The sequence below is a fragment of the Sphingobium cyanobacteriorum genome, assembly GCF_030580935.1.
In the GTDB taxonomy this organism is placed as follows: Bacteria; Pseudomonadota; Alphaproteobacteria; order Sphingomonadales; family Sphingomonadaceae; genus Sphingobium; species Sphingobium cyanobacteriorum.
Map to the genome: position 1 here is coordinate 308,821 of NZ_JAUQOM010000003.1, position 25,257 is coordinate 334,077.

Annotated in this window: 18 protein-coding genes; 11 read left to right on the forward strand and 7 right to left on the reverse strand. The window is 66.5% G+C overall.

All coding sequences use genetic code 11. The annotated features are described in order from the left end of the window. The first annotated feature begins 4 nt into the window (after positions 1-4). The 7 genes from Q4610_RS09910 (at position 5) to Q4610_RS09940 (ending at position 9,246) form a co-directional block, all read left to right on the forward strand. Positions 5-1,339 carry a TldD/PmbA family protein gene (locus tag Q4610_RS09910; RefSeq protein ID WP_304535776.1) on the forward strand — a complete coding sequence of 445 codons (1,335 nt, stop codon included), beginning with the start codon at positions 5-7 and terminating at the stop codon, positions 1,337-1,339. A gap of 156 nt (positions 1,340-1,495) precedes the next feature. Continuing rightward, positions 1,496-2,191, forward strand: coding sequence for a DUF4159 domain-containing protein (locus tag Q4610_RS09915; protein ID WP_304535777.1), 696 nt, complete (start codon positions 1,496-1,498; stop codon positions 2,189-2,191). A 138-nt stretch (positions 2,192-2,329) separates the two neighbouring features. Next, positions 2,330-3,319 carry an AAA family ATPase gene (locus tag Q4610_RS09920; protein ID WP_304535778.1) on the forward strand — a complete coding sequence of 330 codons (990 nt, stop codon included), beginning with the start codon at positions 2,330-2,332 and terminating at the stop codon, positions 3,317-3,319. An 11-nt stretch (positions 3,320-3,330) separates the two neighbouring features. After that, complete coding sequence (locus tag Q4610_RS09925; RefSeq protein WP_304535779.1) at positions 3,331-4,224, forward strand: DUF58 domain-containing protein; 894 nt, start codon at positions 3,331-3,333, stop codon at positions 4,222-4,224. A gap of 2 nt (positions 4,225-4,226) precedes the next feature. Further along, complete coding sequence (locus Q4610_RS09930) at positions 4,227-5,360, forward strand: BatA domain-containing protein (RefSeq protein ID WP_304535780.1); 1,134 nt, start codon at positions 4,227-4,229, stop codon at positions 5,358-5,360. Further along, the gene (locus tag Q4610_RS09935; RefSeq protein ID WP_304535781.1) at positions 5,357-7,465 is read left to right on the forward strand and encodes a DUF4175 family protein; all 2,109 of its coding nucleotides are present in this window, start codon (positions 5,357-5,359) and stop codon (positions 7,463-7,465) included. Before Q4610_RS09930 ends, Q4610_RS09935 begins: the two co-directional genes overlap by 4 nt. After that, on the forward strand, positions 7,462-9,246 hold the full coding sequence (locus Q4610_RS09940; protein ID WP_304535782.1) for a carboxypeptidase regulatory-like domain-containing protein: 1,785 nt from the start codon (positions 7,462-7,464) through the stop codon (positions 9,244-9,246). The genes Q4610_RS09935 and Q4610_RS09940 overlap by 4 nt, the downstream gene beginning before the upstream one ends. Here Q4610_RS09940 and Q4610_RS09945 read toward each other — a convergent pair. Next, positions 9,231-9,680 (reverse strand): hypothetical protein, encoded by a 450-nt coding sequence (locus Q4610_RS09945; RefSeq protein ID WP_304535783.1) that lies wholly within the window; start codon positions 9,678-9,680, stop codon positions 9,231-9,233. The two genes, Q4610_RS09940 and Q4610_RS09945, sit on opposite strands and share 16 nt — an antisense overlap. Before the next feature lie 133 nt (positions 9,681-9,813). Here Q4610_RS09945 and Q4610_RS09950 point away from each other — a divergent pair, with 133 nt between their 5' ends. Next, the gene (locus Q4610_RS09950; protein WP_304535784.1) at positions 9,814-10,485 is read left to right on the forward strand and encodes a spermidine synthase; all 672 of its coding nucleotides are present in this window, start codon (positions 9,814-9,816) and stop codon (positions 10,483-10,485) included. Positions 10,486-10,492: 7 nt separating this feature from the next. Here the strand turns inward: Q4610_RS09950 and glgX are convergent, their stop codons facing one another. The 6 genes from glgX to Q4610_RS09980 form a co-directional block, all read right to left on the reverse strand. Next, entirely contained in the window at positions 10,493-12,394 is a 1,902-nt protein-coding gene (gene glgX, locus Q4610_RS09955; RefSeq protein ID WP_304535785.1) for a glycogen debranching protein GlgX, read from the reverse strand. After that, the gene (gene glgA, locus Q4610_RS09960; RefSeq protein ID WP_304535786.1) at positions 12,391-13,839 is read right to left on the reverse strand and encodes a glycogen synthase GlgA; all 1,449 of its coding nucleotides are present in this window, start codon (positions 13,837-13,839) and stop codon (positions 12,391-12,393) included. Before glgA ends, glgX begins: the two co-directional genes overlap by 4 nt. An 8-nt stretch (positions 13,840-13,847) precedes the next feature. Then, entirely contained in the window at positions 13,848-15,107 is a 1,260-nt protein-coding gene (gene glgC / locus Q4610_RS09965) for a glucose-1-phosphate adenylyltransferase (protein WP_304535787.1), read from the reverse strand. A gap of 55 nt (positions 15,108-15,162) precedes the next feature. Next, the gene (gene glgB, locus Q4610_RS09970; RefSeq protein WP_304535788.1) at positions 15,163-17,337 is read right to left on the reverse strand and encodes a 1,4-alpha-glucan branching protein GlgB; all 2,175 of its coding nucleotides are present in this window, start codon (positions 17,335-17,337) and stop codon (positions 15,163-15,165) included. A gap of 18 nt (positions 17,338-17,355) precedes the next feature. Continuing rightward, positions 17,356-19,824 (reverse strand): glycogen/starch/alpha-glucan phosphorylase, encoded by a 2,469-nt coding sequence (locus tag Q4610_RS09975; RefSeq protein WP_304535872.1) that lies wholly within the window; start codon positions 19,822-19,824, stop codon positions 17,356-17,358. A gap of 120 nt (positions 19,825-19,944) precedes the next feature. Continuing rightward, entirely contained in the window at positions 19,945-21,144 is a 1,200-nt protein-coding gene (locus tag Q4610_RS09980) for a serine hydrolase domain-containing protein (RefSeq protein ID WP_304535789.1), read from the reverse strand. 139 nt (positions 21,145-21,283) lie between these two features. Here Q4610_RS09980 and Q4610_RS09985 point away from each other — a divergent pair, with 139 nt between their 5' ends. Genes Q4610_RS09985 through Q4610_RS09995 form a run of 3 tightly spaced genes read left to right on the forward strand, consistent with a single transcriptional unit; the run spans position 21,284 to position 25,224 of the window. Further along, positions 21,284-21,796, forward strand: a complete 513-nt coding sequence (locus Q4610_RS09985; RefSeq protein WP_304535790.1) for an RNA polymerase sigma factor — start codon at positions 21,284-21,286, stop codon at positions 21,794-21,796. A 55-nt stretch (positions 21,797-21,851) separates the two neighbouring features. Further along, entirely contained in the window at positions 21,852-22,805 is a 954-nt protein-coding gene (locus tag Q4610_RS09990) for a FecR family protein (RefSeq protein ID WP_304535873.1), read from the forward strand. Then, positions 22,789-25,224, forward strand: coding sequence for a TonB-dependent receptor (locus Q4610_RS09995; protein WP_304535791.1), 2,436 nt, complete (start codon positions 22,789-22,791; stop codon positions 25,222-25,224). The genes Q4610_RS09990 and Q4610_RS09995 overlap by 17 nt, the downstream gene beginning before the upstream one ends. Positions 25,225-25,257 lie beyond the last annotated feature (33 nt).

Here is a 25,257-nt window from a genome sequence, read left to right on the forward strand (position 1 = left end):
GACCATGAGCATCCTTACCGAAGCACAGGCCAAGGCCATCCTGACCAAGGTGATCGCCCTGTCCAAGGCGGACGAGTGCACCGCGCAACTGACCGGCAAGATACAGGGCAATGTCCGCTTTGCCCGCAACGACGTATCGACCGCCGGCCTGACCGACGATATCGAACTGGCCGTGCAGGTCGCCTATGGCAAGAAGGTCGGCACCGCCACGATCAACCAGTTCGACGACGTATCGCTGGAACGGGTCGTGCGCCGGGCGGAAACGCTGGCGACGCTGGCGCCCGACAATCCCGAATTCATGCCGGCGGTCGACAGGCAGACCTACAAGCCCAGCCCGACCTTCGCCCAGGCGACGGCCGACATCACGCCCGCCTACCGCGCGCAGGTCGCCAAGACATCGATCGACGCCTGCAAGGCGCAGAATCTGATCGCGGCGGGCTATCTGGAGGATGGGCAGAGCTTTTCGGCCACCGCCAACAGCAAGGGCAATTTCGGTTATCAGCGCTCGACCATGCTCGATTACACCTGCACCGTCCGCACACAGGACGGGCGCGGTTCGGGCTGGGTCGGCACCGATACGCAGGACGCCACCCGGTTCAAGGTCGACAGCGACATCCAGATCGCGATGCGCAAGGCGTCGGCCTCGTCCGAAGCCAAGGCGCTGGAACCGGGCAAATATACCGTCATCCTGGAACCGATGGCCGCCGCAGGGCTGATCGGTTTCATGTTCTACTATTTCGGCGCGCGCGAGGCGGATGAAGGCCGCAGCTTCCTGTCGAAAAAGGGCGGCGGCAACAAGCTGGGCGAACAGGTATTCGGCCCGCAGGTCAATTTCTACACCGACCCGTGGGACCCCGTTGCGCCGTGCGAACCATGGGACGAGGACGGCCTTGCCCGGCAACGTATGGACATGGTGAAGGCCGGCAAGATCACCAACCTGAACTATAGCCGCTACTGGGCACAAAAGCAGGGCAAGCCCGCCGTCGGCCAGATGGGCAATATCCTGATGACGGGCGGCACCAAGTCGACCGCCGACCTCGTCCGCTCCACCGAGCGCGGCGTGCTCGTCACCCGCACCTGGTATATCCGCATGGTCGACCCGCAGACCGTGCTGCTGACCGGCCTGACCCGCGACGGCACTTTCTATATCGAAAACGGGCAGATCAAATATCCGATCAAGAATTTCCGGTTCAACGAAAGCCCGGTCATCATGCTCAACAATGTCGAGGAACTGGGCAAGCCCGTCCGCGTGCCGCCCGACGAAGTATCCATGAACATCGTCGTCCCGCCGATGAAGCTGCGCGACTTCACCTTCACGTCGCTGTCGGACGCGGTGTGAGGGACCAAGCAATGCATAGTCCTCCCCTGTAAGGGGAGGTGGCAGGGCGCAGCCCTGACGGAGGGGTGTCCCGCTATCGATCGGGCGCCCCCCTCCACCACCCGCTGCGCGGGCGGTCCCCCTCAGGATTATGGTGGCAGTTGATTGGCTGATTTGATGACACGCAGCGACTTCCTCCGGCTGATGGCAGGCGGCCTGGCCAGCGCCTTGCTGGCCCGCCCGCTTGCCGCTGCCGGGGGCTACGACTTCTGGTTCACCCGCCTGCGCTACGACAGCGGCGACTGGGACGTGGACCAGCGCATGCCGTCGAACATCGTCACGTCGCTGATCGACTATACCACGCTACGGGTCGATCCGAAGGAGCATGTCATTGCCCTGTCGGACCCCAGGATGCTGACCGCGCCCTTCTGCTATATGGCGGGGCACAAGCTGGTGGAATTTTCCCCCGCGGAACGGCGCAATTTCGAACGCTATGTCCGCAATGGCGGCTTCGTCATGGTGGACGACTGCAACCATGACATAGATGGCCTTTTCGCCCGCTCGTTCGAGGCGCAGATGGCGAAGATTTTCGGGCCCAGGGCGCTGAAGGAACTGCCAAAAAACCACGCTCTTTACCGCAGCTTCTTTCAATTCGACGGCCCGCCCAACACAGGTCTCGAACTCAATGGCTGGGGCGACGATCTTGTCCACGACTATCTTAAAGGGATAGAGGTGAACGGGCGGCTGGGCGTGCTCTACAGCAACAAGGATTATGGTTGCGAATGGGATTATGACTGGCGCAACAAGCGCTTCCTGGCCGAGGATAATACGAAGTTCGCGGTCAATATCGTTATGTATGCGCTGTCGGTGTGAGGATGGAACCCCGCCGCTCTTCCCTCATCCCCGTGAAGGCGGGGAACCCTCTCCAGCCTTCTTTCCATATGAAAGGTGGGGAGATGGATTCCCGCCTCCGCGAGCATGACATTGGTATTCAAGGATAGCAGAGCAACCATGACCGACCGCACCGAAGCCGAAATCCAGACCCGCCTTGACGCGCTGACCCGGTTACGCGCCGCGATCAGCCGGGCGATCGTCGGTCAGGGCGATGTCGTGGAGCAACTGCTGATCGGCCTGCTGGCGGGCGGGCATTGCCTGCTCGAAGGCGTGCCGGGCCTTGGCAAGACTCTCCTTGTCCGTTCGCTGGGTGAAGCGCTCAGGCTCGACTTCCGCCGCGTCCAGTTCACCCCCGATCTGATGCCCAGCGACATTCTGGGCACCGAATTGCTGGAGGAGGATCATGGCACCGGCCATCGCAGCTTCCGCTTCCAACAGGGGCCGGTTTTCACCAACCTGCTGCTGGCCGACGAACTCAACCGCACCCCGCCCAAGACGCAGGCGGCGCTGCTGGAGGCGATGCAGGAAAAGACCGTCAGCTACGCCGGCGTCACCCATATATTGCCCAAGCCCTTTTTCGTGCTGGCGACGCAAAACCCGCTGGAGCAGGCCGGCACTTATCCCCTGCCCGAAGCGCAGCTCGACCGCTTCCTCCTCCATATCCGCGTCGATTACCCGACCGAGGCGGAGGAACGCGCGATCCTCGCCCAGACCACCGGCTCCAAACCCGCCGCCGTGCCCGCCGTGATGCACGGTGAGGAAGTGCTGGCCTTGCAGGCGCTGGTGCGCGACGTGTATTTCAGCGACGACCTGCTCGACTGGGTGACGCGCATCGTCCGCGCCAGCCGCCCCGGCGAGGGCGCGCCGGACGATATCCGCAAATATGTGAAATGGGGCGCCGGTCCCCGCGCCGGTCAGTCGCTGATCCTGGCGTCCAAGGCGCGCGCCCTGCTCCACGGCCGGCTCGCCGCCACGCGCGACGACGTGGTCGCGCTGGCCGGGCCGGTCATGCGCCATCGCTTGCTCCTTTCCTTTGCCGCCGAGGCGGAAGGACGCAGCGCCGATGACGTGGTCGCCGCGCTGGTCCGCGCCGTCCCGCTCGCCTGATCCGTCCCGCCATGGCCGACCTCCTTCCTCCTGACGTGCGCAGCCGCCTGCGCGGCCTGCGCCTCGTCACGCGCCGGGCGGTGGGGGCGCACGGGCTGGGCCTGCACCAGAGCCACAGCCGGGGGGCGGGCCTGGAATTTGCGCAATATCGCGCTTATGAACCGGGCGACGAACTGCGCCAGATCGACTGGAAGCTCTACGCCCGGTCGGACAAATTCTTCGTACGCGAAGCGGAGCGCGAAAGTCCGGTCGCGGTCTGGATAGTGATCGACGCCAGCGCCTCCATGGGCCAGTGCGACGCGACGCGCCCCGACTATAGCCGCCTCGACGCGGCAAAGGCGATCGCCGCCGCCATCGCCGAACTGGCGATGCAGCAGGGCGACCGTTTCGGTTTCATGACGCTGGGTGACGCGGGCCTGGCTCTACTCCCCCCGGCCACTGGCCTGCGCCAGCGCGACCGGCTGCTGCTGGAACTGCTGAACGTCCGCACGGCGCGCGGCTTCGCCCCGGAAAGCCAGCTAGGGCCGGTCTGGGAACGGATCGGCGCGCATGATCTCGTCATCCTGCTCAGCGACTGTTTCGACGAAGGCGCGATCATGCTGGCGGAAAAGCTCGCCGCCGCCGGGCGCGAGACATTGGTGATCGAGATGCTGACCGTCGCGGAACGGGATTTCCCGTTCGAGGGCGGCTACCGATTTCGCGATCCCGAAACCGGCGAGGAACTGCTGGCCGATGGCGCGGCCCTGCGTGCCGAGTTCCTCGCCCGCTTCGCGCAGGCCCGCGACGCGCTCCACGCCCGGCTGGATGCGATCGGCATTCGCCATGCGTCGCATGTTCTGGACGAGCCTGTCGACCTGCCCCTGCGCCGCCTGTTTGCGGCCCAGGGCGCGGCGGCATATCGGTGAGCATGGCGCTGCTCTTCCCCGCCGCGCTGGCTGCGCTGGCGGCCCTGCTGGTGCCCCTCATCCTGCATATCGCGCGGAAAAGCGAGCAGCAGCCGACCGACTTCGCCGCGCTCCGCTGGCTACGGTCGCGACCAAAGCCGCGGTCGCGTCTGCGCTTCGACGAATGGCTGCTGCTGGCGCTGCGCCTCATGCTGCTGGCGCTCGCGGCCTTGTGGCTGGCCCAGCCGGTGCTGCTGGATGCGGGCGACGATCGCCCCTATGTCGCCATCGTGCCGGGGGCGCAGGTCGATCGCGCCGCTTATGGCGACGCCCGCCTCCACTGGCTCGCGCCGGGCTTCCCGACGATCGATCAACCGCACCCGACAGGCCCGCTGCCCATTGCGAGCCTTATCCGTCAGATCGACGCCGAACTGCCGCCTGAAACATCGCTCACCATCGTCGCCCCCGCCATCATCGACGGGGCTGACGCAGACCGCCTGCACCTGTCACGCAAGGTGGCGTGGCGCATCAGCGGTAGCGCGACGCCCCTGTCCGACAAGGCGCCGCCCCCGCCTGTCCTGTCCATCCGCCACGATGCCGACCATAGCGCCGCGCTGCGCTATATCCGGGCCGCCGCGCAGGCCTGGCGGCGCAAAAGTGACAGCGAAGTTGACATCTCTACGACCGATGCACCCTTGCCGGACAAGCGCCATGTCCTCGTCTGGCTGGCAGGCGGCACCTTGCCGGATCGGGTCGCGCAATGGGTCGGGTCGGGCGGCACGCTGCTGATCGCCAGCGACACGCTGGCCCCGACCAAACAAAGCCTTGTTACACTGTGGCATGACAGGGAAGGGCAACCACTCGCGCAAGCCCGTCCGCTTGAAAAGGGCCGGCTGATCCGCTTCACCCGCCCGCTCGTCCCGGCACGGATGCCCGTCCTGCTGGAGCCGGATTTCCCCGATCATCTGCGCGCGCTCATCACCACGCCGGTCGCGCCGTCGCGCGTCGCCGCCGCCGACTATATGCCCGGCACCGGCGGCCGCGCCTATGATCAGCCACCCCGGCCCTTACGCCCCTGGATCGCCATCCTGATCGCCCTGCTGCTGCTGGCCGAACGCTGGCTCGCCACCCGTCGCAACCGGAACATCGCGCCATGAGCGCATTGTTCGCACAGTGGATCGCGCCGGCACGCCGCCGCGCCTTTGCCGACACGCTGGCGCTGGCATTGCCACCGCTTTCAGCGCTGGCGATCATCGGCTGGCGATGCGGCGGGCCGATGATCGCGATATGGCTCACAACTGTACCACTCGCTGTCACTTTCATCATCGCCCGCCGTCGCGCCGCGCGGTTCGACCGGCGCTGGCTGATCCGCAGCCTCGACACGCGATACCCGGAGCTTGAGGACAGCAGCGCCCTGCTGTTCGCCGACGACGCCCCCCTCTCCCCGCTCGAATCGCTCCAGCGCCGGCGGATCGCTGCCCGCCTCGACCGGGGTGCACCGCAAGAGCTGATCCCCGCCTGGTCGACCCGCCCGATCCTGATCCTCGGCCTGCTCGCGGTCGCGCTGATCGCCGCCGCCCTGCTGTGGCCCCGCCCCGGCGAAGGCCCGCCCGCGCTCGCCCCCAGCCGCGAAGGCCTGCCCGCCCGCCCCGGCATCCCCCGCCTCGTCGCGCAAAATCTCCGCATCATTCCGCCTGCCTATACCGGTCTGCCGGTGCGCGATTCCGCCGCGCTCGACGCCCGCGCGCCGCAGGGCGCGCGGCTGGAATGGACGCTCCGCTTCGATCCGCAAGCGGCCGCACCCCGGCTGCTGATGCTGGGTGGCCAGCCCCTCGCGCTGCGTCAGGATGGCGCAAACTGGATCGCCAGCCGCACCCTGGACGCCGCCTTCCTCTACCGTGTCGATCCCGCCGCCGGGCGCGGCCCCACCCCGCCGCTGCACCGGGTGGACGCGATTGCCGACGCGCCGCCGCAGGTGAAGGCGCTGACCGACAGCCTCACCCTGGTCACGCCGGGCCAGCGCAACTGGTCCCCCGCCTTCGCCGCCATCGACGATTATGGCGTCGCCGCCAATGCCCGGCTGCGCGTGACGCTGGCAATCGGCGAGGGCGAGAATGTGACCTTTTCCGAACGGGAAATCCCCGTCGGCGGCAGCGGCCCGCCCCGCAACCGCCGCTTCGCCCCGCGCCTCGATTTTGCCAGCTTCGGCTTTGCGGCGGGCGGCGACATGGTGGTACAGCTCATCGTGCGGGACAATCGCAGCCCGTCGCCGCAGGCAGTGCGCGGCCCCAGCCTGATCCTGCGCTGGCCGTCCCCCAAACAGCCCGAAAGCAGCGGCCTCACCGGCATGGTCAACACCACCCTGCCCGCCTATTTCCGCAGCCAGCGCCAGATCATCATCGACATCGAAAAGCTGCTCAAACAAAAGCGCGGCCTCGCCCCCGACCGCTATCTCGCCCGTTCGGCCGCGATCGGCGGCGACCAGCAGATATTGCGCGGCCGCTACAGCCAGTTCCTGGGCGGCGAAAATGAAGGCGCGCCCGCGCTGCCCACCGCCGATGGCGAAGCACATGGTGACGATGACGGCCATGACCATGGCGGCCCGCCCGTCGCAGCGCCCAGTGTCTTTGGCGAGAAGGAGGATGTGCTGGCGGAATTCGGCCATCCGCACGACGAAAGCCCTGCATCCAGCCTGGACCCGGAAACCCGCGCCATCCTGAAACAGGCGGTGGACGAAATGTGGCAGTCCGAACGCGAACTCAGGACCGGCCACCCCGACGCCGCCCTGCCCTACGCCTACCGGGCGCTGCGTTTCATCAAGGCGGTGCAGCAGGCGACCCGGATATTCCTGTCGCGGGTGGGGCCGGAACTGCCGCCGATCGACGCCAGCCGCCGCATGACCGGCAAGCGCGACGGGTTGGCGAGCCGGCTGCTGCCGGTCGCGCCGGTCGCAAGCGCGGACGGTCCCGCCGCAGACGCCTGGCGCGCACTGGGCGATGGCCCGCAGGCGATCCGGGGTCCGATTGCCCTTGACGCGCTGGATCGCTGGGTGCGGGCCAATGCTGCGCGGCTGCCCGATCCGCTGGCGCTGTCTGGCGCGATCGACGCGGTGCGACGCGACCCGGCCTGCGCCACCTGTCGCGTGAAATTGCGCGCCCTGCTCTGGACCGCGATGGAGCGCCCCGCCGGACGCCTTGCCCGCCGCCGCCCGGCCGATGCGGTCGGCATGCGCTATCTCGACGCGATCGGAGGGGCGCCATGACGCCGGAACGGATCGTCGCGCTGATCCTGTGCCTGGCGGTGCTGGTTGCCAGCCTTCGCCTGCTGCTCTGGCATCGCGCTGCTGGGGCGCAGGCGTCGCTGCTCAGGCTCGCTTTGCTCCTGCTGCTTCAGCCGCTGGCGGCGGCGCTGCTCCACACCGCCTTGTTTCCGCCCACAACAACGGCTGGAACCTCCAGCCTGCGCGTCGCGACCGCCGGCACGTCGCGTCTGGCGGCAGCGGCCGGAGGTGCGCCGCTGATCCTGTTGCCGCAAGCGCCCGCGATCGGCGGTGGCGAAGCCGTGCCCGACCTCGCCACCGCCCTGCGCCGTCATCCCGGCGTCACCAGTCTGACCGTGCTGGGCAACGGGCTGGGGCCGCGCGACATCGACGCAGCGCGCGGCCTGACGGTGCAATATGATCCGCCGCCATTGTCCACAGGCATCCTCCACCTCGCGCCGCCGCCGACCGTCGCGCCGGGCGCGCGATTCACGGTCGGGGCGATCCTGACCGGGCTGCCGACCGCCACGGTGGAGCTGATCGATCCGGCCGGGCGCGTGACCGACAGCGCCGCGCCCGACCGGGACGGCCATGTCCTGCTCGCCGGGACCGCGCGGGCGGCCGGCGCCATCACCTTCACGCTGCGGGTCCGACAGGACAGGCATATCGTCGAACAGGCCGATGTGCCGGTCCGGGTGGAGGACAGCGCCCGGCCCAGGCTGCTGATCCTGGCCGGCGCACCCGGCGCGGAGGTCAAATATCTGCGGCGCTGGGCGATCGACGCCGGCTATGACGTGACCACGCAGATGAGCGCGGGCGGCGGCGTGGCGCTGGGCGATGCGCCGGTGGCGATCACCCCGGCCAGCCTGCGCCGTTTCGACGCCGCCATCGTCGATGACCGTAGCTGGACTGGCGCGCGCGGCGCGCTGCTGGCGGCGGTGCGCGGTGGCATGGGGCTGGTGCTGCGCGCGGGCGGGCCGATCGACGGCGCGACCCGATCGCAATGGCAGGCGCTGGGCTTTGGCCTGACCGGCCCTGCCGGTGTCGCGCCCCTGGCCCTTCCCAAGGCCGACGCCGAACCCGTCGCCCGCACCCGGTACGGCATCGGCAGCACGGAAGCGCCGATCGACATCGCCACGCCCGAAGATTATCTGCCCGAAATCAGCCGGCTCGCCATGACGCCCGGCGGCAGCGGGGCCGTGCCGCTGCTGCGCGATGCCGGCGGCGCGACGCTGGCCGCATGGCGCGCACTGGGCCGGGGCCGGATCGCGCTGTTCACCGGGATCGACAGCTATGCCCTGACCCTTACCGGGCGGCGCGACCTGCATGGCGACTGGTGGAGTGCGATGCTCGACAGCGTCGCGCGTCCCGCCGCCGGCATTCGGGTCATCACCAACAGCGGATGGACGGGCGAACGCATGACGCTGTGCGGCCTTTCGAGCGAAGGGCGGGTTGATGGGCGGGTCCGCATTCTCCCGGTCGCGGGTTGCGGCGGCTATTGGCCCGACCGCGCCGGCTGGCATGAACTGAACGGCAAGGACGGCGTCCGCGCCTTCTACATCCAGCCCGCCAACGCCCTGCCGGTGATGCGCGCCGCGCGTGACCGGCAGGCGATGGCGCTGCTGCCCGCGACCGCAGCCAGCCGGGCGGCGACCATGCTGCCCGACCGGACCGGCGCCGCCTGGCCCTGGTGGCTGGCCTGGCTTGCGGTCAGCGCATTCCTCTGGTGGCTGGAGCGATCGCGTACCGGCCGTCGCGCGGCCGCCGATCAGTCCGCCAGATAGAAGTCGCGCAGCGCCCGCGCGTCGTGCAGGGCATTGTGCGGCACGCGGCTGTTGGCGGCGGCGCTGAAACCCGCCGCGTTGATCAGTTCCAGCCGCAGGCCGAAATCGACCCCCGCCATCTTGCCCGGCCCCGTCACCAGCAGCGCGCAGAAATGGGCCAGATCCTCCGGCCAGTCGGCGATGATGACCGGATCGTCATCCCCCTCCAGATAGGCGGCGACATGATCGGCGGCCTCCACCCGGCCCAGTTCCAGGTCGATGCCCGGCGGTACATGGCGCAGATAGGGGATGACATGTTTCGCCACCCAGGGTTCGATATCGTCCGGCAGCGGCAGTGAGACGTAGAATTCCTGATCCCCATGTTCGGGAACCAGCGCGACGCTGAGCAGCGTGCCGCCAAAGCCGTTGAATTCGGTATCGAGGAAATAGCGCATGAAAGGGGACACTGCCTGGCTGTAATCGGATGAAGCGCGAACCGCAGGTGCCTGTAGCATTTGCGCGACGGAAGCCAAGCTGCCATGCGCGGCCCACGCGACAAGCCGTGCGATGATTTGGAAGGACGCCATCATGATCCCCCGCGAATATCTGGATTCGGCGCAGGTGCCGGGCGGCCAGGAACTCAAACTCTACCGGCGCGGCGCCGATCACATGATCGTGCTCGACCGCAATGAATTGATGAGCAGTCGGATGAGCGGGTCGGAAAAGCAGCTGGCGCTGATGACGATCGAACGGTTGCAGGGGCGCAAAAGCCCGCATCTGCTGATCGGCGGCTATGGCATGGGCTTCACCCTGCGCGCGGCGCTGGGCGTGCTGGATGGATCGGCGCGCGTCACCGTGGCGGAACTGGTGCCCAAGATCATCGAATGGGCGCGCGGGCCGATGGTCGATCTGATGGCCGGATGTCTGGACGACCCGCGCGTCCACCTGTTGATCGAGGATGTCGTGCCGGTGATCGCGGCGGGTCAGGGCATATATGACGCGATTTTGCTCGATGTCGACAATGGGCCGGATGGCCTGACGGCGGCGGCCAACGACCGGCTTTATTCCGCGGCGGGGCTGCAAATGGCCAAGGCCGCGCTGAAGCCCGGCGGCATATTGGCGGTCTGGTCGGCCGGATCGGACGATCCCTTCACTCGCCGCCTGCACAATGCCGGCTTCCTGGTCGATGAAGTCGCGGTCAAGGCGCGCGACAATGGCAAGGGACCGCGCCATGTGATCTGGTTCGCGCAGAAACGCTGAAGTCCCGTCAGCCATTCCCCGCTATCGGGCGACCGCAAGGATTTGCGCCTTCGATGACGACAATGCTGCGCCCGCCCGCATCCAGCCACCGGCCATCGATGTGGAACCGGCACGCTGTCGCATCGCCATTGACGCACAGGATCAGCCCGCTCACCCGATAGCGCAGGGCCAGCCGCCGCCGCGCGGGATCCTGCCATTGCGCCACGCTGAGCGGCTGGCCGTCCTCGTCCAGCCAGTCGACATCGGCGTCGGACAGGATGGCGACATCGCGCAATTCCGGCGTCCGGGCACGCAGCGCGGCGAGCGCGAAGGCGTGCGCCTCGATTGCCCGGTCGCGTCCGTCCCAGTCGACCCAGCCGATCGCATTATCCTGCGCATAGGCGTTGTTGTTGCCTTGCTGGCTGCGCCCGAACTCGTCGCCCGCGCTCAGCATGATCGCCCCGCGCGAGCAGAAGAGGGTCGACAGCAGCGCCATGATATCCTGGCGCCGGGCTGCCTGGATCACAGGGTTATCGCTGGCGCCTTCGACGCCGTTGTTCCAACTGAAATTCTCACCATGGCCATCGCGTCCATCCTCGCCATTGGCGTGGTTGTGGCGATGTTCATAGGCGGTCAGGTCAGCGAGGGTGAAACCGTCATGCGCCGCCAGGAAATTGACGCTGCGGGTCGCCTGTCCACCAAATATGTCCGACGAACCGGCCAGCCGCGTCGCGAACGCGCCCGTCATCCCCGCATCCCCGCGCCAGAAGCGGCGCATGTCGTCGCGATAGCGGTCATTCCATTCGAGCCAGCCGTCACCGAACCGGCCAAGCTGATAGCCGCCCGGCCCGATGTCCCAGGGTTCGGCGATCATGATACGGTCGGCCAGCAGCGGGTCGGCGCGCATCGCCTGCAACAAGGGCGCGGCCGGATCGAAACCGTCCGCCATCCGCCCCAGTGCCGGGCCAAGGTCGAAGCGGAATCCGTCCACGCCGGCCTGCACCACGAAATGGCGCAGCGAATCGAGGATCAGGCGGCGCACGACCGGCGCGTTGCAGGCGATGCTGTTGCCGGTGCCGGTATCGTTGATCAGTTGCCCGTCCGGCGCGTGGCGAAAATAGGTCTTTGCATCCAGCCCGCGCAGCGACAGGGTCGTCCCCTGCGCGTCGCTTTCGCCGTCATGATTATAGACCATGTCGAGGATCACGCCGATCCCGGCTTCATGCAGCGCCGCGACGGTGCCACGCAATTCCGCCAGCCCGCCCGGCGCAAGGCGCGGATCGAGCGCGAAATAGCTGACCGGATTATAGCCCCAATAGTTGGTCAGGCCGATCGGCCCCAGATGCCGTTCGTCGATCCAGGCGTTGACCGGCATCAGTTCGATCGCCGACACATGCAGCTTTCTGAGATGCGCGATCACCGCCGGATGGGCGATCGCGGCGATCGTGCCGCGCTGCGCCACCGGCACATCGGGGTGCAGCATGGTCAGCCCCCGCACCTGCACTTCGTAGATCAGGCCGCCCGGATCGAAGCGCGGCGGGGCGACGGGCATGGGCGGCAGCGTGGCCGTCACCACCCCCTTGGGCATCAGGGGGGCGGTATCGCCCCCTTCGCCCCGTCGCGCCGCCAGCAACGGATCATGGACGAACGGCCGGTCGATTGCCGGCGCATAGGGGTCGAGCAGCAGCTTGCCGGGGTCGAACCACAGGCCAGCGGCAGGATCATAGGGACCGTCCGCGCGCAGGCCGTAGCGCGCGCCCGGCCCCATGCCCGCGACCTCGACATGCCAGCATCCCTGCGCGTCGCGCAGCATCGGCCACCGGGTTTCGCGATCCGCCGCATCGAACAGGCAGAGCCACAGTTGCGTGGCGTCGGGCGACCAGGCCGAAAAACGCACGCCGGCATCCTGGACGACCGGCCCCAAATTCACGCGGCCTCCGCGATCAGCGATCGATAGAGGGCGGCATAGCGCGCCGCGCTGTGCGTCCAGGAAAAATCGGCGCGCATCCCGGCACGCTGCATCGCCTGCCAGACGGGCTTGTCGCGGTGCAGGTCCATCACCCGGTTGATCGCACCATGCAGCGCCAGCGGATCGCCCGGCGCAAACATCACACCCGTCGCCGCGCCCGCGCCCACCGCCGCTTCATTGGCGTCGATCACGGTGTCGGCCAGGCCGCCGACCCGCGCCACCACCGGCACGCAGCCATAGCGTAGCGCATATAACTGGGTCAGGCCGCACGGTTCGAAGCGCGAGGGGATGAGGATCGCGTCGCCGCCCGCCTGCAACAGATGCGACAATGGCTCGTCATAGCCGATCTGCACGCCGATCCGGCCGCGATGCCGGTCCGCCGCAGCCAGCAGCGCGCCCTCCAGCGCATGGTCGCCCGATCCCAGCACGGCAAGCCTGCCCCCCATGCCGACCAGATGATCCAGCGCATCGACCATCAGGTCCATGCCCTTCTGCCAGGTCAGGCGGCTGACGATGATGAAGATCGGTGCGTCATCGCTCTCCAGCCCGAAGCGCCGCTCCAGCGCGCGGCGATTGGCGGCCCGCGCGCCCAGCGTCCGCGCATGATAGGCTTTGGGGATCAGCGCGTCGGCTGCGGGATTCCAGATATTGGTATCGACCCCGTTCAATATGCCGTGCAGCCGGTCGACCCGGCCGTTGATCAGGCCATCCAGCCCCATGCCATGCACCGGCGATCGGATTTCCTGCGCATAGGTGGGGCTGACCGTGGTGATCGCGTCGGCCGACACCAGCCCGGCCTTCAGATAGCCGATGCCGCCATAATATTCGACGCCATCGACGCCCCATGCCTGTGCCGGCAGGCCAAGCCCGGCGAAAATGCCCGCGCCAAAGCGGCCCTGAAAGGCCAGATTGTGGATTGTCACCAGTTTGGGGATGGCTGCGGCCGGACCAAAGCGCATATAGGCCACGGTCATCGCCGCCTGCCAGTCATGGACATGGACGATGTCGGGCCGCCACCCCTTCAGCGCGCCTTCGGCAATATCCGCGCCGGCCCGCGACAAGGCGGCAAAGCGCCGCCAGTTGTCGCCCCAGTCATGCCCGCCCAGATCGCCATAGGGACCGCCTTCGCGCGCGAAGAAGTCGGGCGCGTCGAGCACCAGCAGGTCAAGGCCCGCGACCTGCGCCGCCAGGATCGTGGCCGGTACCCCGAACAGATCGTCATAGCGGCGCACGAGCTTTGCCTTGCCCAAATGGGCAATCACGGACGGATAGCCCGGCACCAGCGTTCGAGCCGCCACGCCATGTCCGGCCAGTGCGCCGGGCAGCGCGCCGGTGACATCGGCCAGCCCCCCGGTCTTGATCAGCGGATAGATTTCGGACGCGACCGACAGCAGCTTGATGGTCATGGCCGGGGTCAGACCGCCAGCCGGTCGATCATCGGCTGCGTCACCAGGCAGATGCCGCTTTCCGTCCGGCGGAAACGCTGCGCGTCTTCTTCGGGATGTTCGCCGATGATCAGGCCCGGCGGAATGATGATCCCGGAATCGAGCACGCATTTGTGCAGCCGCGCGCCGCGCCCGATCTCGCAATTGGGCATGATGATGCTTTCGGTGACGGACGAGAAGCTGTGCGTTCGCACGCCTGAAAAGAGCAGGCTGCGATGCAGCGAGGAGCCGGACACGATGCAGCCGCCCGCCACCAGGGATGAGGTGGCGGAGCCGCGCCGGCCATCCTCATTATGTACGAACTTGGCGGGCGGCGTGACCTCCGAATAGGTCCAGAGCGGCCAGCTCCGGTCATACAGGTCAAGGCTGGGCACCACATCGGTCAGATCGACATTGGCCTGCCAATAGGCGTCGATCGTGCCGACATCGCGCCAATAGGGCACCAGTTCGCTTTCGGCGCGGACGCAACTGCTGGAGAAGCGATGCGCCACCGCTTTGCCATGCTTGACGATATAGGGGATGATGTCGCCGCCGAAATCGCGCTTGCTGTCCCTGTCATCGGCGTCGCGCAGCAACTGTTCGATCAGGGAACGGGTACGAAAGACATAGATGCCCATCGACGCCAGCGCCATGTCGGGCTGGCCGGGGATGGCGGGCGGATTTTTGGGCTTTTCGACGAAAGCGGTGATCACGTCCGCATCGTCCACATGCATGACGCCAAAGCCCACCGCTTCCTGGCGCGGCACTTCCAGGCAGCCCACGGTCACGTCAGCGCCGCTGTCCACATGCTGCTGGAGCATCAGCTCATAGTCCATCTTGTACACATGATCGCCCGCCAGGATGACCATATATTCGGGCGCATAGCTTTCGATGATGTCGATATTCTGGAACACGGCGTCGGCCGTGCCTTCATACCACTGGCTTTCCGACACGCGCTGGCTGGCGGGGAGGATGTCGAAACTTTCATTGCGTTCGGGGCGCAGGAAGTTCCAGCCGCGCTGCAAATGGCGGATCAGTGAATGCGCCTTATACTGGGTGGCGACGCCGATGCGGCGGATGCCACTGTTCAGCGCATTGGACAGGGCAAAATCGATGATCCGTGCCTTGCCACCGAAATGGACCGCAGGCTTGGCGCGCCTGTCGGTCAGTTCGGACAGGCGGCTGCCGCGTCCACCGGCCAGAACATAGGCCATGGCGTCACGCGCGATCGGCTGATGTCTCGTCTGCACTCCTGGGCCTCTCCTCGTTTCGCCCGCGTTTCGCCTGCACGCGCACCGTCGGTGTTCAATAATCCAGTTCCAGCATCAAGGTTGCAAAGGGCGGGATGGTGATGTTGGCCCACCCTTCCTCATCCGCATGCACCTGTCCCATATTGCCTGCCCCGCTGCCACCATAGATGCTGGCGTCGCTGTTCAATATCTCGCGCCAGCGCCCGCCCGATGGCAGGCGCATCCGGTATCCATGCCGCAGCATGGGGGTGAAATGGCTGATGACGACGATCGGCCGAACGCCCGGCGCGCGCCGTTGCCAGGCAAAGATCGAATCCGCCGCGCCATCCACCAGCACCCATTCGAACCCTTCCGCCTCGCAATCGCGCGCGTGGAGCGCGGCGCGGGTGCGGTAGAGATGGTTGAGGTCGCTCACCAGTTGCTGCACCCCATGATGGGGGGCGTGATCCACCAGATCCCAGTCGAGCGCGCGCTCCTCGCTCCATTCGCGGCGCTGGGCGAATTCCTGCCCCATGAACAGCAGCTTCTTGCCCGGATAGCCCCACATCAGGCCATAATAGGCGCGCAGCGTCGCAAATTTCTGCCAGTCGTCACCGGCCATCTTGTGCAGCAGCGACGCCTTGCCATGCACCACCTCGTCATGGCTCAGCGCCAGCACGAAATTCTCGCTGAAGGCGTACATCAGGCCGAAGGTGATGTCGTCATGATGATGGGCGCGGTGCACCGGATCGCGCGCCAGATAGCGCAACGTATCGTGCATGAAGCCCATGTTCCATTTGAACCCGAAGCCCAGCCCGCCGCCATGCACCGGCTGCGACACGCCGGGCCAGCTCGTCGATTCCTCCGCGATGGTCATCACGCCGGGATGGGCGGCATAGAGCGCCTTGTTCATCTGCTGGAGGAAGGCGACCGCCTCCACATTTTCGCGCCCGCCATGGTCATTGGGTATCCATTCGCCGGGGGCACGCGAATAATCGAGATAGAGCATCGAGGCGACGGCATCGACGCGCAGGCCATCGACATGATAGCGCTCCGCCCAGAACAGCGCATTATTGACCAGATATTGCGCCACTTCGCGCCGCCCGAAATTATAGATGGCGGTGTTCCAGTCGGGGTGAAAGCCCTTGCGCGGGTCGGCATGTTCATAGAGCGCCGTGCCGTCGAAATGCGCCAGGCCATGTTCGTCGGTCGGGAAATGGGCCGGCACCCAGTCGAGGATGACGCCCACCCCGGCCCGGTGCGCCCCGTCCACGAAACGCGCGAACCCCGCCGGATCGCCGAAGCGCGCGGTCGGGGCATAGAGGCCCAGCGTCTGATAACCCCAACTGGGATCATAGGGATATTCGCTGATCGGCAGAAATTCGATATGGGTAAAGCCCATGCCCACGACATAGGGGATCAGGCGCCGGGCCAGTTCGTCCCAACTGAGGAAATCGCCCTGATCGTCGCGTTGCCACGATCCGGCATGAACTTCGTAGATCGACACCGGCTGGCGACGCGCATCGCTGGTGCGCCAATAGTCGCGATGGCGATCATCGCCCCAGATATGATCGAGCGGCGGCGCGACGATCGAGGCGGTGGACGGCCGCAGTTCGGACTGAAAGGCGAAGGGATCGGCCTTGAGCGGAAGGCGCACGCCGTCCGCGCCGACAATTTCATATTTATACGCGCTGCCCGGCCCCACATCGGGCAGGAAAATTTCCCACACGCCCGCGTCTGCGCGATGGCGCATCAAGCCCCGCCGTCCGTCCCAGCGGTTGAAGTCGCCCACCACCGACACCCGCCGGGCGTTGGGCGCCCAGACCGCGAAATGAGTGCCGGCCGCGCCTTCATGCACCATGCTGTGCGCGCCCAGCTTGTCGAACAGGCGTCCGTGCGATCCTTCCGAAAAATAATGATCGTCCATCGGCCCCAGCACCGGGCCAAAGCCATAGGGATCGACCAGCGCATAGTCGCCGCCATCGCCATAGGTCGCGACATAGCGCAGCGGCTGGCGCTTGCGGATCGTAACCTTGCCGAAGAACAACCCGTCGGGATGCACCCGTTCCAGCGTGCCGACCGGCTTGCCCGCCAGCGTCTGCGCCTCGACACTGACCGCTTCGGGCAGCAGGACGCAGGCGGTAAAACCGCCCTTCCCCGCCGAAGCGCCCACCGGATGCACGCCGAGCGTGGCGAAGGGATCGTCATCACGCCCCTGCACCAACCGATCGATCTGCTCCGGCGTCAGCACTTTAGTCGGTTCCTCCGGTCATGGCAGGATTTTCCAGATGTCGGTCGCATATTCGCGGATGGTGCGGTCGGACGAGAACCAGCCCATCCGCGCGACATTGTGAATCGCCTTCTTCGCCCAGACACTCTGGTCCATCCACAAAGCATCCACCCGGCGCTGGGCGGCGGAGTAGCTGTCGAAATCGGCGGCGACCATGAACCAGTCATGGTCGTAAATGCCCTGCACCAGCCCCTTGTAGCGGTCCGGGTCGTCGGGCGAGAATACGCCGCTGGCAATCGCATCGAGCGCCTGCGCCAGTTCGCGGCTGCGCCCGATCACCGCGCGCGGATCATAACCGTTCGCGCGCTGATCATTCACTTCCTGCGCGGTCAGGCCGAAAATGACGATATTTTCTTCGCCCACATGGTCGCGCATTTCGACATTGGCGCCGTCCAGCGTGCCGATGGTCAGCGCGCCATTGACCGCGAACTTCATGTTGCCGGTGCCTGACGCCTCCATCCCGGCCGTCGAAATCTGTTCGGACAGGTCGGCGGCGGGGATCATCACCTCCGCCATGGACACATTATAATTGGGTACGAACTGGATCTTGAGCAGCCCCTGCACCGCCGGGTCGTGATTGACCGCGCGGGCCACGTCACCGGCCAGTTTGATGATCAGCTTGGCATTATGATAGCTGGGCGCGGCCTTGCCCCCGAACAGCTTGACCCGCGGCACCCATGGCTTTTCGGGGTGCGACCGGATCTGGTCGTAGAGCGACACGGCTTCGACGATGTTGAGCAATTGCCGCTTATATTCGTGGATGCGCTTGATCTGGATATCGAACAGCGCATCCGGGTCTATCCGCGCGCCCACCCGCTGGCGCAGCAGGTCGGACAGCGCACCCTTGTTCTCGCGCTTGACGCTCAGGAATTTCTCCTGGAACGCGCTGTCGTCCGCGAAGGGATCAAGATCGCGCAAGGCTTCGGGATCGTCCATGAACCTGTCGCCGATCGCCTCGCGGATCAGTTCGAACAGCCCGTGATTGCACTGCATCAGCCAGCGACGGAAGGTGACGCCGTTGGTCTTGTTGTTGATCCGCGTGGGGTACAGCGTGTGCAGGTCGGCGAACACCGTGACCTTCATCAGGTCGGTGTGCAGCGCCGACACGCCATTGACGCTGTGCGACCCGGCAAAGGCCAGATTGCCCATCCGCACCCGCCGTTCACCGCCCTCGTCGATCAGGGAGATGGTGCCGATCGCCTCGTCGCTGAAATGCCCCGATTTGCGCGCCTCGCCCAGCAGCCGGCTGTTGATGGCATAGACGATCTGCATGTGGCGGGGCAGCAGCCGCTCGAACAGCGGCACCGGCCAGCTTTCCAGCGCTTCGGGCAGCAAGGTGTGGTTGGTATAGCTGAACGTCCTGCGCGTAATGTCCCAGGCGTCGCCGAAATCGACGCCATGATCGTCCACCAGGATGCGCAGCAATTCGGCCACAGCGACGGCCGGATGGGTGTCGTTGAGCTGGATCGCCGCCTTGTCCGGCAGGGTGCGGATGTCGCCGAAATACTGGATGTGCCGGCGGCAGATGTCCTGCAACGATGCGGAGGAGAAGAAATATTCCTGCCGCAACCGCAATTCCTGCCCGGCGGGCGAACTGTCGGCGGGATAGAGCACGCGGGTCAGCGATTCGGCCCGGTTGCTTTCGGCCAGCGCGCCCAGATGGTCGCCCGCGTTGAACTTGTCGAGCAGGATCGGATCGATCGGCTGCGCTTCCCACAGGCGCAGCGTGTTGACCCGCTTGCCGCGCCAGCCGGCGATGGGCGTGTCATAGGGGGTGGCGATCACCCGTTCGGCGGCACGCCAGCGCATCTGGTGCGGACCGGCATCCGCGCCTTCGGCCGGGTCGACCCGGCCGCCAAAGCCGATCTCGTAACTGGCCTCGCGCCGTTCGAATTCCCATGGATTGCCATGCGCCAGCCAGTTTTCGGGCAGTTCGACCTGCCAGCCGTCGCTGATTTCCTGCCGGAACATGCCGTTCACATAGCGGATGCCATAGCCATAGGCAGGCACGTCGACCGTCGCCATGCTTTCCATGAAGCAGGCGGCCAGCCGGCCCAGGCCGCCATTGCCCAGCGCTGCATCCGGCTCCAGCGCGGCGATGATGTCGATGTCGACGCCCAGCGATGAGAGCGCCACCTGCATGTCGTCCAGCATTTCCATGTTGGACGCGGCATCGCGCATCAGCCGGCCGATCAGGAATTCCAGGGACAGATAATAGACCCGCCGCCCTTCTTCCTCATAGGTTTTCTGGGTAGAGGTGATCCAGGCGTCGATCACCCGGTCGCGGATCGAGAGGATGACCGCGTGCAGCCAGTCATGCGGTTTGGCTGCCGCCGCATTCTTGCCGATGCGGTAGGTCAGCCGCTCGACAATCTCATGGGCCAGGACTTCCGGGTCGAATTGCCGCGGCGCGGGTTTGGGAAGTTCGGTCTGGCCCTTGAGGTTCATCGGCGCTGGTCCCCCTGCTGAGTCGATCATGATGATGACACAGCCCCCCGCCTCGCGCCATCGTCATTTTTGCAGCGCAGCAAGAAATATCGGCTGTTTTCAGCCGCTTTTCACGGGAACTCAGGCAGCGTTTCCGCGCAGCAGCGCGTCGCGCACGCCGGCGCGCAACTGGGCGCGGACCGGATGGGTGCTCGACGGCAGATGCTGGGTCGCGAAAATACCGATCAGCCGTTCGACCGGATCGATCCAGAAATAGGTCGAAAACACGCCGCCCCAATAATATTCCTGATTATCCAGGTTCATGGCGAAACCCAGGCCAAAGCCGACGCCCTGATAATCGGCTTCGCTGAACATCGCGCTGGACATGCTGCCAAGGTCGCCGCCGCCCGGCAACTGGTTGCTGCGCATCTGCGCCACCGTTCCGGGCGAAAGCAGCCGCACGCCGTCCAGTTCGCCGCCGCGCAACAACATCCGCGCAAAGCGGTGATAATCCGCCACGCCCGACACCAGCCCGCCGCCGCCCGACAGGAAACGCCCTTCGCGCCGCCAGCCGCTGCGCGCGCCCAAATCCGCGACGCTGATCCCGCCGCCCTCGTCCAGCCGCCAGGCGTCGGTCATACGGTCGACCTTCCCGTCCGGCAGGACGAAATGCGTGTCGACCATGCCAAGCGGCGTGAATATCCGGTCATGAAAGACAGTGCCCAGATCAAGGCCCGTCAACCGCTCCACCACCACGCCCAGCACATCGGTCGACACCGAATAATTCCAGTGTTCGCCGGGCGAAAATTCCAGCGGCAATGTGGCAAGGTCGGCGATGAACTGGTCCGATGTGCGCTTCTGCTGAAATTCGTCCAGCCCCAGCGCGCGATAGCGGGCATCGATCGCGGTCTGGCGTTGCAGCCCGTAGGTCAGGCCCGATGTGTGGCGCAGCAGGTCGATCATCTGCATCGGCCGCCTGGGGTGCAGGCCATCGTCGGCGCCGACGCGCAGGTCGGCAAATTCGGGAATGACGTCCGTGACCGGCGTATCGAGCGCGACCTGCCCCGCCTCCACCAGCATCATGAAGGCGACAGACGTGACCGGCTTCGTCATCGATGCGATGCGATAGAGCGCGTCCTGGCGCAGCGGCTCTCCACTGGCGCGCGCATGCCCCCGCGCCACCGACAGCAAGACCTGCTCGTCGCGGGAAATCTGCAACTGCATATGCGGCAGCTTGTCGGTCGACAGATAGGTCCGGTCTAGAAAATCGACCAGCCCGTCCAGCTTGTCCGGGTCCATCCCCGCCGCCTGTGCCGCCGCCCTGTCCGTCACTCCCGCCATGTCGCGCCGTCACTCCCTCGTTCGTCCTCGCCAGCGCTAAAGCAGCGGCGCGCGCAGGTAAACAGCTTGGGCGTTGCCAAGACCCCGCCAGCCCCTCTATGGCAACGCGCCAGAGCAGCATGAACGGACCCCGACAGGCATGGCCACCGGCCTTTCCGCAATCTTCATGGCGAACCGCGCCGCGCTGCTGCGCTTCGTGCGGGCGCGCGGCGCGGGCGAGGACGCGGAGGATGTGCTCCAGGACATGTGGCTGAAGCTGGAGGCCAAGGATCTTGGCCCGATATCCGATCCGCTGCCCTATCTGTATCGCATGGCGAATAATCTGATGCTCGACCGCTATCGATCGTCCAGCCGGCGCGAGCGGCGCGAACAGGACTGGGCGGAGGGCGCGGGCGGCGTCATGGCCGATCCAAGCGACGATGTCGCGGTCGACGAGCGCATGATCCTGAACGAACGGCTGGAACAGGCGCGCGCGGTGCTGCGTGACCTGGGGCCGCGGGTCGAACTGGTGTTCCGTCGTTTCCGTATCGAGGGGGTCGGGCAGCGGGTGATCGCCGAGGAACTGGGCGTCAGCCTGACGACGGTGGAGAAGGACCTGCAAAAGGCCTATCGTGCGATGCTCGCGCTCAAGCAGAAAATCGATACGGAATGAGCGGATCGGCGGCGTCAGGCTCTGTAGGGGGCAAAAAATGAACAGGGCTGGAGCCATGATGAACGAGGAGGCGCTGGGTTGGGTCATCCGTACCCGCGATCCCGCATTTAACGATTGGGAAGCGTTCACCCTCTGGCTGGAGGCTGATCCCGGCCATGCCGCCGCCTATGACGGGCTGATGATGGCGGACAGCGACATGGACAGCTATATTCCGGTCGATCCGGTGGTCATGCCGGTCGCCGCCAATGATGCGGGCGTCCGTGGGCCATGGCGCTGGGTCGGCGGCGGCGCGGTCGCCGCCGCATTGGTCGCGACCGTCTCGATCGCCGTCCTCAACCGCAGCGATATCTACAGCGTGACCACCAGGCCGGGCGAAACCCGCACCATCGCGCTGGATGACGGCACGAAAGTGGAACTGAACGGCGGCACGACGATGCGCTTCGACCGCAAGGATGCGCGCTTTGCCGCGCTTGATGCGGGCGAAGCGGCCTTCACCGTGCAGCATGACGCCGCCAATCCGTTCCGCGTCACCGTGGGCGACGATATGTTCGAAGATGCCGGCACGGTGTTCAACATCGTCCATGCCGGGGGCGCGACGCGGATCGGCGTGTCGGAAGGCAAGGTGATCTACAACCCGCAGGCCGAAGCCATCGCCCTGCCCGCCGGCCGCGCCCTGGCCGACGATGCGCAGGGGCTGCGCGTGATGGATATCGCGCCCGGCGCCGTCGCCAGTTGGCGACAGGGCCGGCTGGTCTATGCCAATGCCGCCGTCGCCGACATCAGCCAGGATATCGGCCGTTCGCTGGGCGTCACGCTGACGGCGACGCCGGGCGCGCAGGCGATGCGCTTCACCGGCACGATCCGGCTGGATCGCGACCCGGCACGCTTCTTCGCGCAGGCCGCGCCACTGATGGGCCTGACCGCTGTGCGCCAGGGCGATGGATGGGTCTTGAAGGAAGGACCGCATAAGGAAGGACCGCATAAGGAAGGACATGGGCCGCAGAGCTGATCTTCCGATCGTCACCGCCCTCGTCATAGCGATATCGACGCCCGCGTCCGGGGCGGACAGGCTGAACATTGACATCGCCCCGGCTACGCTCGGTCAGGCGGCGATCGCGCTTGGACGCCAGGCAGGGATCAGCGTGGGCATGTCGGACCAGTCGCTCGCCGGTGTCCGCACGCCCGCAGTCCGGGGCCGCATGTCCGCCGAAATGGCGCTACGCCACCTGCTCAGGGGCACCGGCGCCAGGGCGCAGCGGATCGGCGACGATGGCTGGCGGATCGTCCGTGCGCGCCCGGTTGCCCCGCCTGCCGCGGCAACTCTGCCGCCACGCCCTGTCGCACCCCCACCGGATGCGCCGCCCGCCGAGATCATCGTCACCGCGTCCAAGCGCGACATACCGTTGCCGCGCTATGCCGGCATGGTCGAAGCGCTGGGCGACGGCGCCTTCACCACGGCGGAGGCATCGGCCGGCAGCGCAACCCTTCTGGCGCGGGTGGCTAGCCTGAGTTCGACCCATGCCGGCGCGGGCCGCAACAAGCTGTTTATCCGCGCCATCGCCGATTCCGCGCTGGCCGGCCCGACCCAGGCGACGACGGGCCAATATCTGGGCGACATGCGGCTGAACTATGCCGCGCCCGATCCCGACCTCAAACTGTATGACGTGGGCCGGGTCGAGGTGCTGGAAGGGCCGCAGGGCACGCTCTATGGGGCCGGATCGCTGGGCGGCATCATCCGCATCATGCCCAATGCGCCCAATCTGGCGCAATGGGGCGGGCAGATGTCCGCTGGCCTGTCGGCCACCGGGCATGGCGATCCGGGCGGCGACCTGTCCGCGACGCTCAATGTCCCGATCGTCGCGGAGAAGCTGGCGCTGCGCGTCGTCGGGTATGGCGTGCAGGAAGGCGGCTATATCGATGATGTCAGTCGCGACAGGCAGGACATAAACCGTACCCGCACCTATGGCGGTCGCGCGGCATTGCGCTTCGCACCCGATGACGGCTGGACCATCGACCTGCATGCCGTCTATCAGCATATCGATGGCGACGACGCCCAATATGCCAGCCGCTCGGTCGGCCGGCTCCAGCGCGCTTCCGCGATCGCCCAGCCCTATTTTTCCGACTATCTGCTGGGCAATGTGCGCATCGAAAAGCGGTGGGACAGCCTGCGCTTCGTGTCCTCCACCGGCTATGTCCGGCATGAGCTGGCGGAAAGCTATGACGCGACTCAGCCGGGCGGATCGCCGGCCCTGTTCCGCCAGCGCAACCGGATCGGCATCTTTTCCACCGAAAACCGGCTGGTGCGTGACCTGGACAACGGGTTGGGCTGGATATTGGGCGCCTCCTACCTGGAAAGCACGTCCGACCTCCACCGCTCGCTCACCGGCTTCGGCGCGGCGCTGGCCCAGCCCGAAGTCATTCCCGGCGTCCCGCTCTACGGCAATGGCCGCGCTGCGCCCGCGACCGGCGTGCGCAACAGTGTCAAGGAAGCCACTCTGTTCGGCGAAGCCTCGTTCGAGCCGGTCCGGGGGCTGATCGCCACCATCGGCGGCCGGTTGACCAACAGCCAGTTGTCGGGCGAGGCGCTCGATCCGGTCGCTGCCCTCTCCTCTTCGGACCTGGCGCGGGCCGAGGCGCAGGCCAATCGCGACGAGACGGTGTTCCTGCCTTCCGCCTCGCTGCTGACGGACGCCATTCCCGATGTGACGCTCTACGCCCGCTTCCAGCAGGGCTTTCGCCCCGGCGGCCTGGCGGTCGATGACCAGCGCGTCCGCCGTTTCCACAATGACCGTGCCTCGACCATCGAGATCGGCGCGCGCAAGGGCGTGCCGGGGCAGGATGTCTTCGCCGCCAGCGCCAATGTCGCCTATACCGACTGGCGCAATATCCAGGCCGATGTCACCGACCGGATCGGCCTGCCCACCACCGCCAATATCGGTGACGGACGCATCTACACGGTGGAAGGGCGCGTCGTGCTGCGCCCGGTTCCGTCCGTCACGCTGGACGCCAGCTTCATCTATAATGACAGCCGCCTGACCCAGCCGGCCGCCTTCGTGCGTGCGCTGTCCTATGACGGGCGATCGCTCCGCCTGCCCAATGTCGCCAGTCTGGGCGGCCGGGTCGCGATCGACTATCGCACGCCGGTCGGCGGCGACATGGATCTGCATCTGTCGGGGGCAGCCCGCTATGTCGGCACATCGCGGCTCGGCGTCGGCCCGATATTGGGCCAGACCCAGGGCGATTATGTCGACACCAGCCTGTCGGCCAGCCTGACACGGGGGCCGGTGCAATATTCGCTGGCGCTGACGAACCTGTTCGACAGCAACGGCAACCGCTTCTCGCTCGGCACGCCGTTCGACCTGCGCACCGACTATTATACGCCGCTGCGCCCGCGGACGGTGCGCGTCGGGATCGATTTCGCTTTCTGAACAACCATTCATCGCATCATCTGACGGAAGCCA

Excerpts from the sequence above, each read along its gene's own strand:
- Q4610_RS09925 (WP_304535779.1), top strand. The coding sequence starts at position 3,331 with ATGGCCGACCTCCTTCCTCCTGACGTGCGCAGCCGCCTGCGCGGCCTG.
- Q4610_RS09940 (WP_304535782.1), top strand. The coding sequence starts at position 7,462 with ATGACGCCGGAACGGATCGTCGCGCTGATCCTGTGCCTGGCGGTGCTG.
- Q4610_RS09915 (WP_304535777.1), top strand. The coding sequence starts at position 1,496 with ATGACACGCAGCGACTTCCTCCGGCTGATGGCAGGCGGCCTGGCCAGC.
- Q4610_RS09945 (WP_304535783.1), bottom strand. The coding sequence starts at position 9,680 with ATGCGCTATTTCCTCGATACCGAATTCAACGGCTTTGGCGGCACGCTG.
- glgA (WP_304535786.1), bottom strand. The coding sequence starts at position 13,839 with ATGACCATCAAGCTGCTGTCGGTCGCGTCCGAAATCTATCCGCTGATC.
- Q4610_RS09990 (WP_304535873.1), top strand. The coding sequence starts at position 21,852 with ATGATGAACGAGGAGGCGCTGGGTTGGGTCATCCGTACCCGCGATCCC.
- Q4610_RS09985 (WP_304535790.1), top strand. The coding sequence starts at position 21,284 with ATGGCCACCGGCCTTTCCGCAATCTTCATGGCGAACCGCGCCGCGCTG.
- Q4610_RS09975 (WP_304535872.1), bottom strand. The coding sequence starts at position 19,824 with ATGAACCTCAAGGGCCAGACCGAACTTCCCAAACCCGCGCCGCGGCAA.
- Q4610_RS09920 (WP_304535778.1), top strand. The coding sequence starts at position 2,330 with ATGACCGACCGCACCGAAGCCGAAATCCAGACCCGCCTTGACGCGCTG.
- Q4610_RS09980 (WP_304535789.1), bottom strand. The coding sequence starts at position 21,144 with ATGGCGGGAGTGACGGACAGGGCGGCGGCACAGGCGGCGGGGATGGAC.
- Q4610_RS09950 (WP_304535784.1), top strand. The coding sequence starts at position 9,814 with ATGATCCCCCGCGAATATCTGGATTCGGCGCAGGTGCCGGGCGGCCAG.
- Q4610_RS09935 (WP_304535781.1), top strand. The coding sequence starts at position 5,357 with ATGAGCGCATTGTTCGCACAGTGGATCGCGCCGGCACGCCGCCGCGCC.
- Q4610_RS09995 (WP_304535791.1), top strand. The coding sequence starts at position 22,789 with ATGGGCCGCAGAGCTGATCTTCCGATCGTCACCGCCCTCGTCATAGCG.
- Q4610_RS09930 (WP_304535780.1), top strand. The coding sequence starts at position 4,227 with ATGGCGCTGCTCTTCCCCGCCGCGCTGGCTGCGCTGGCGGCCCTGCTG.
- Q4610_RS09910 (WP_304535776.1), top strand. The coding sequence starts at position 5 with ATGAGCATCCTTACCGAAGCACAGGCCAAGGCCATCCTGACCAAGGTG.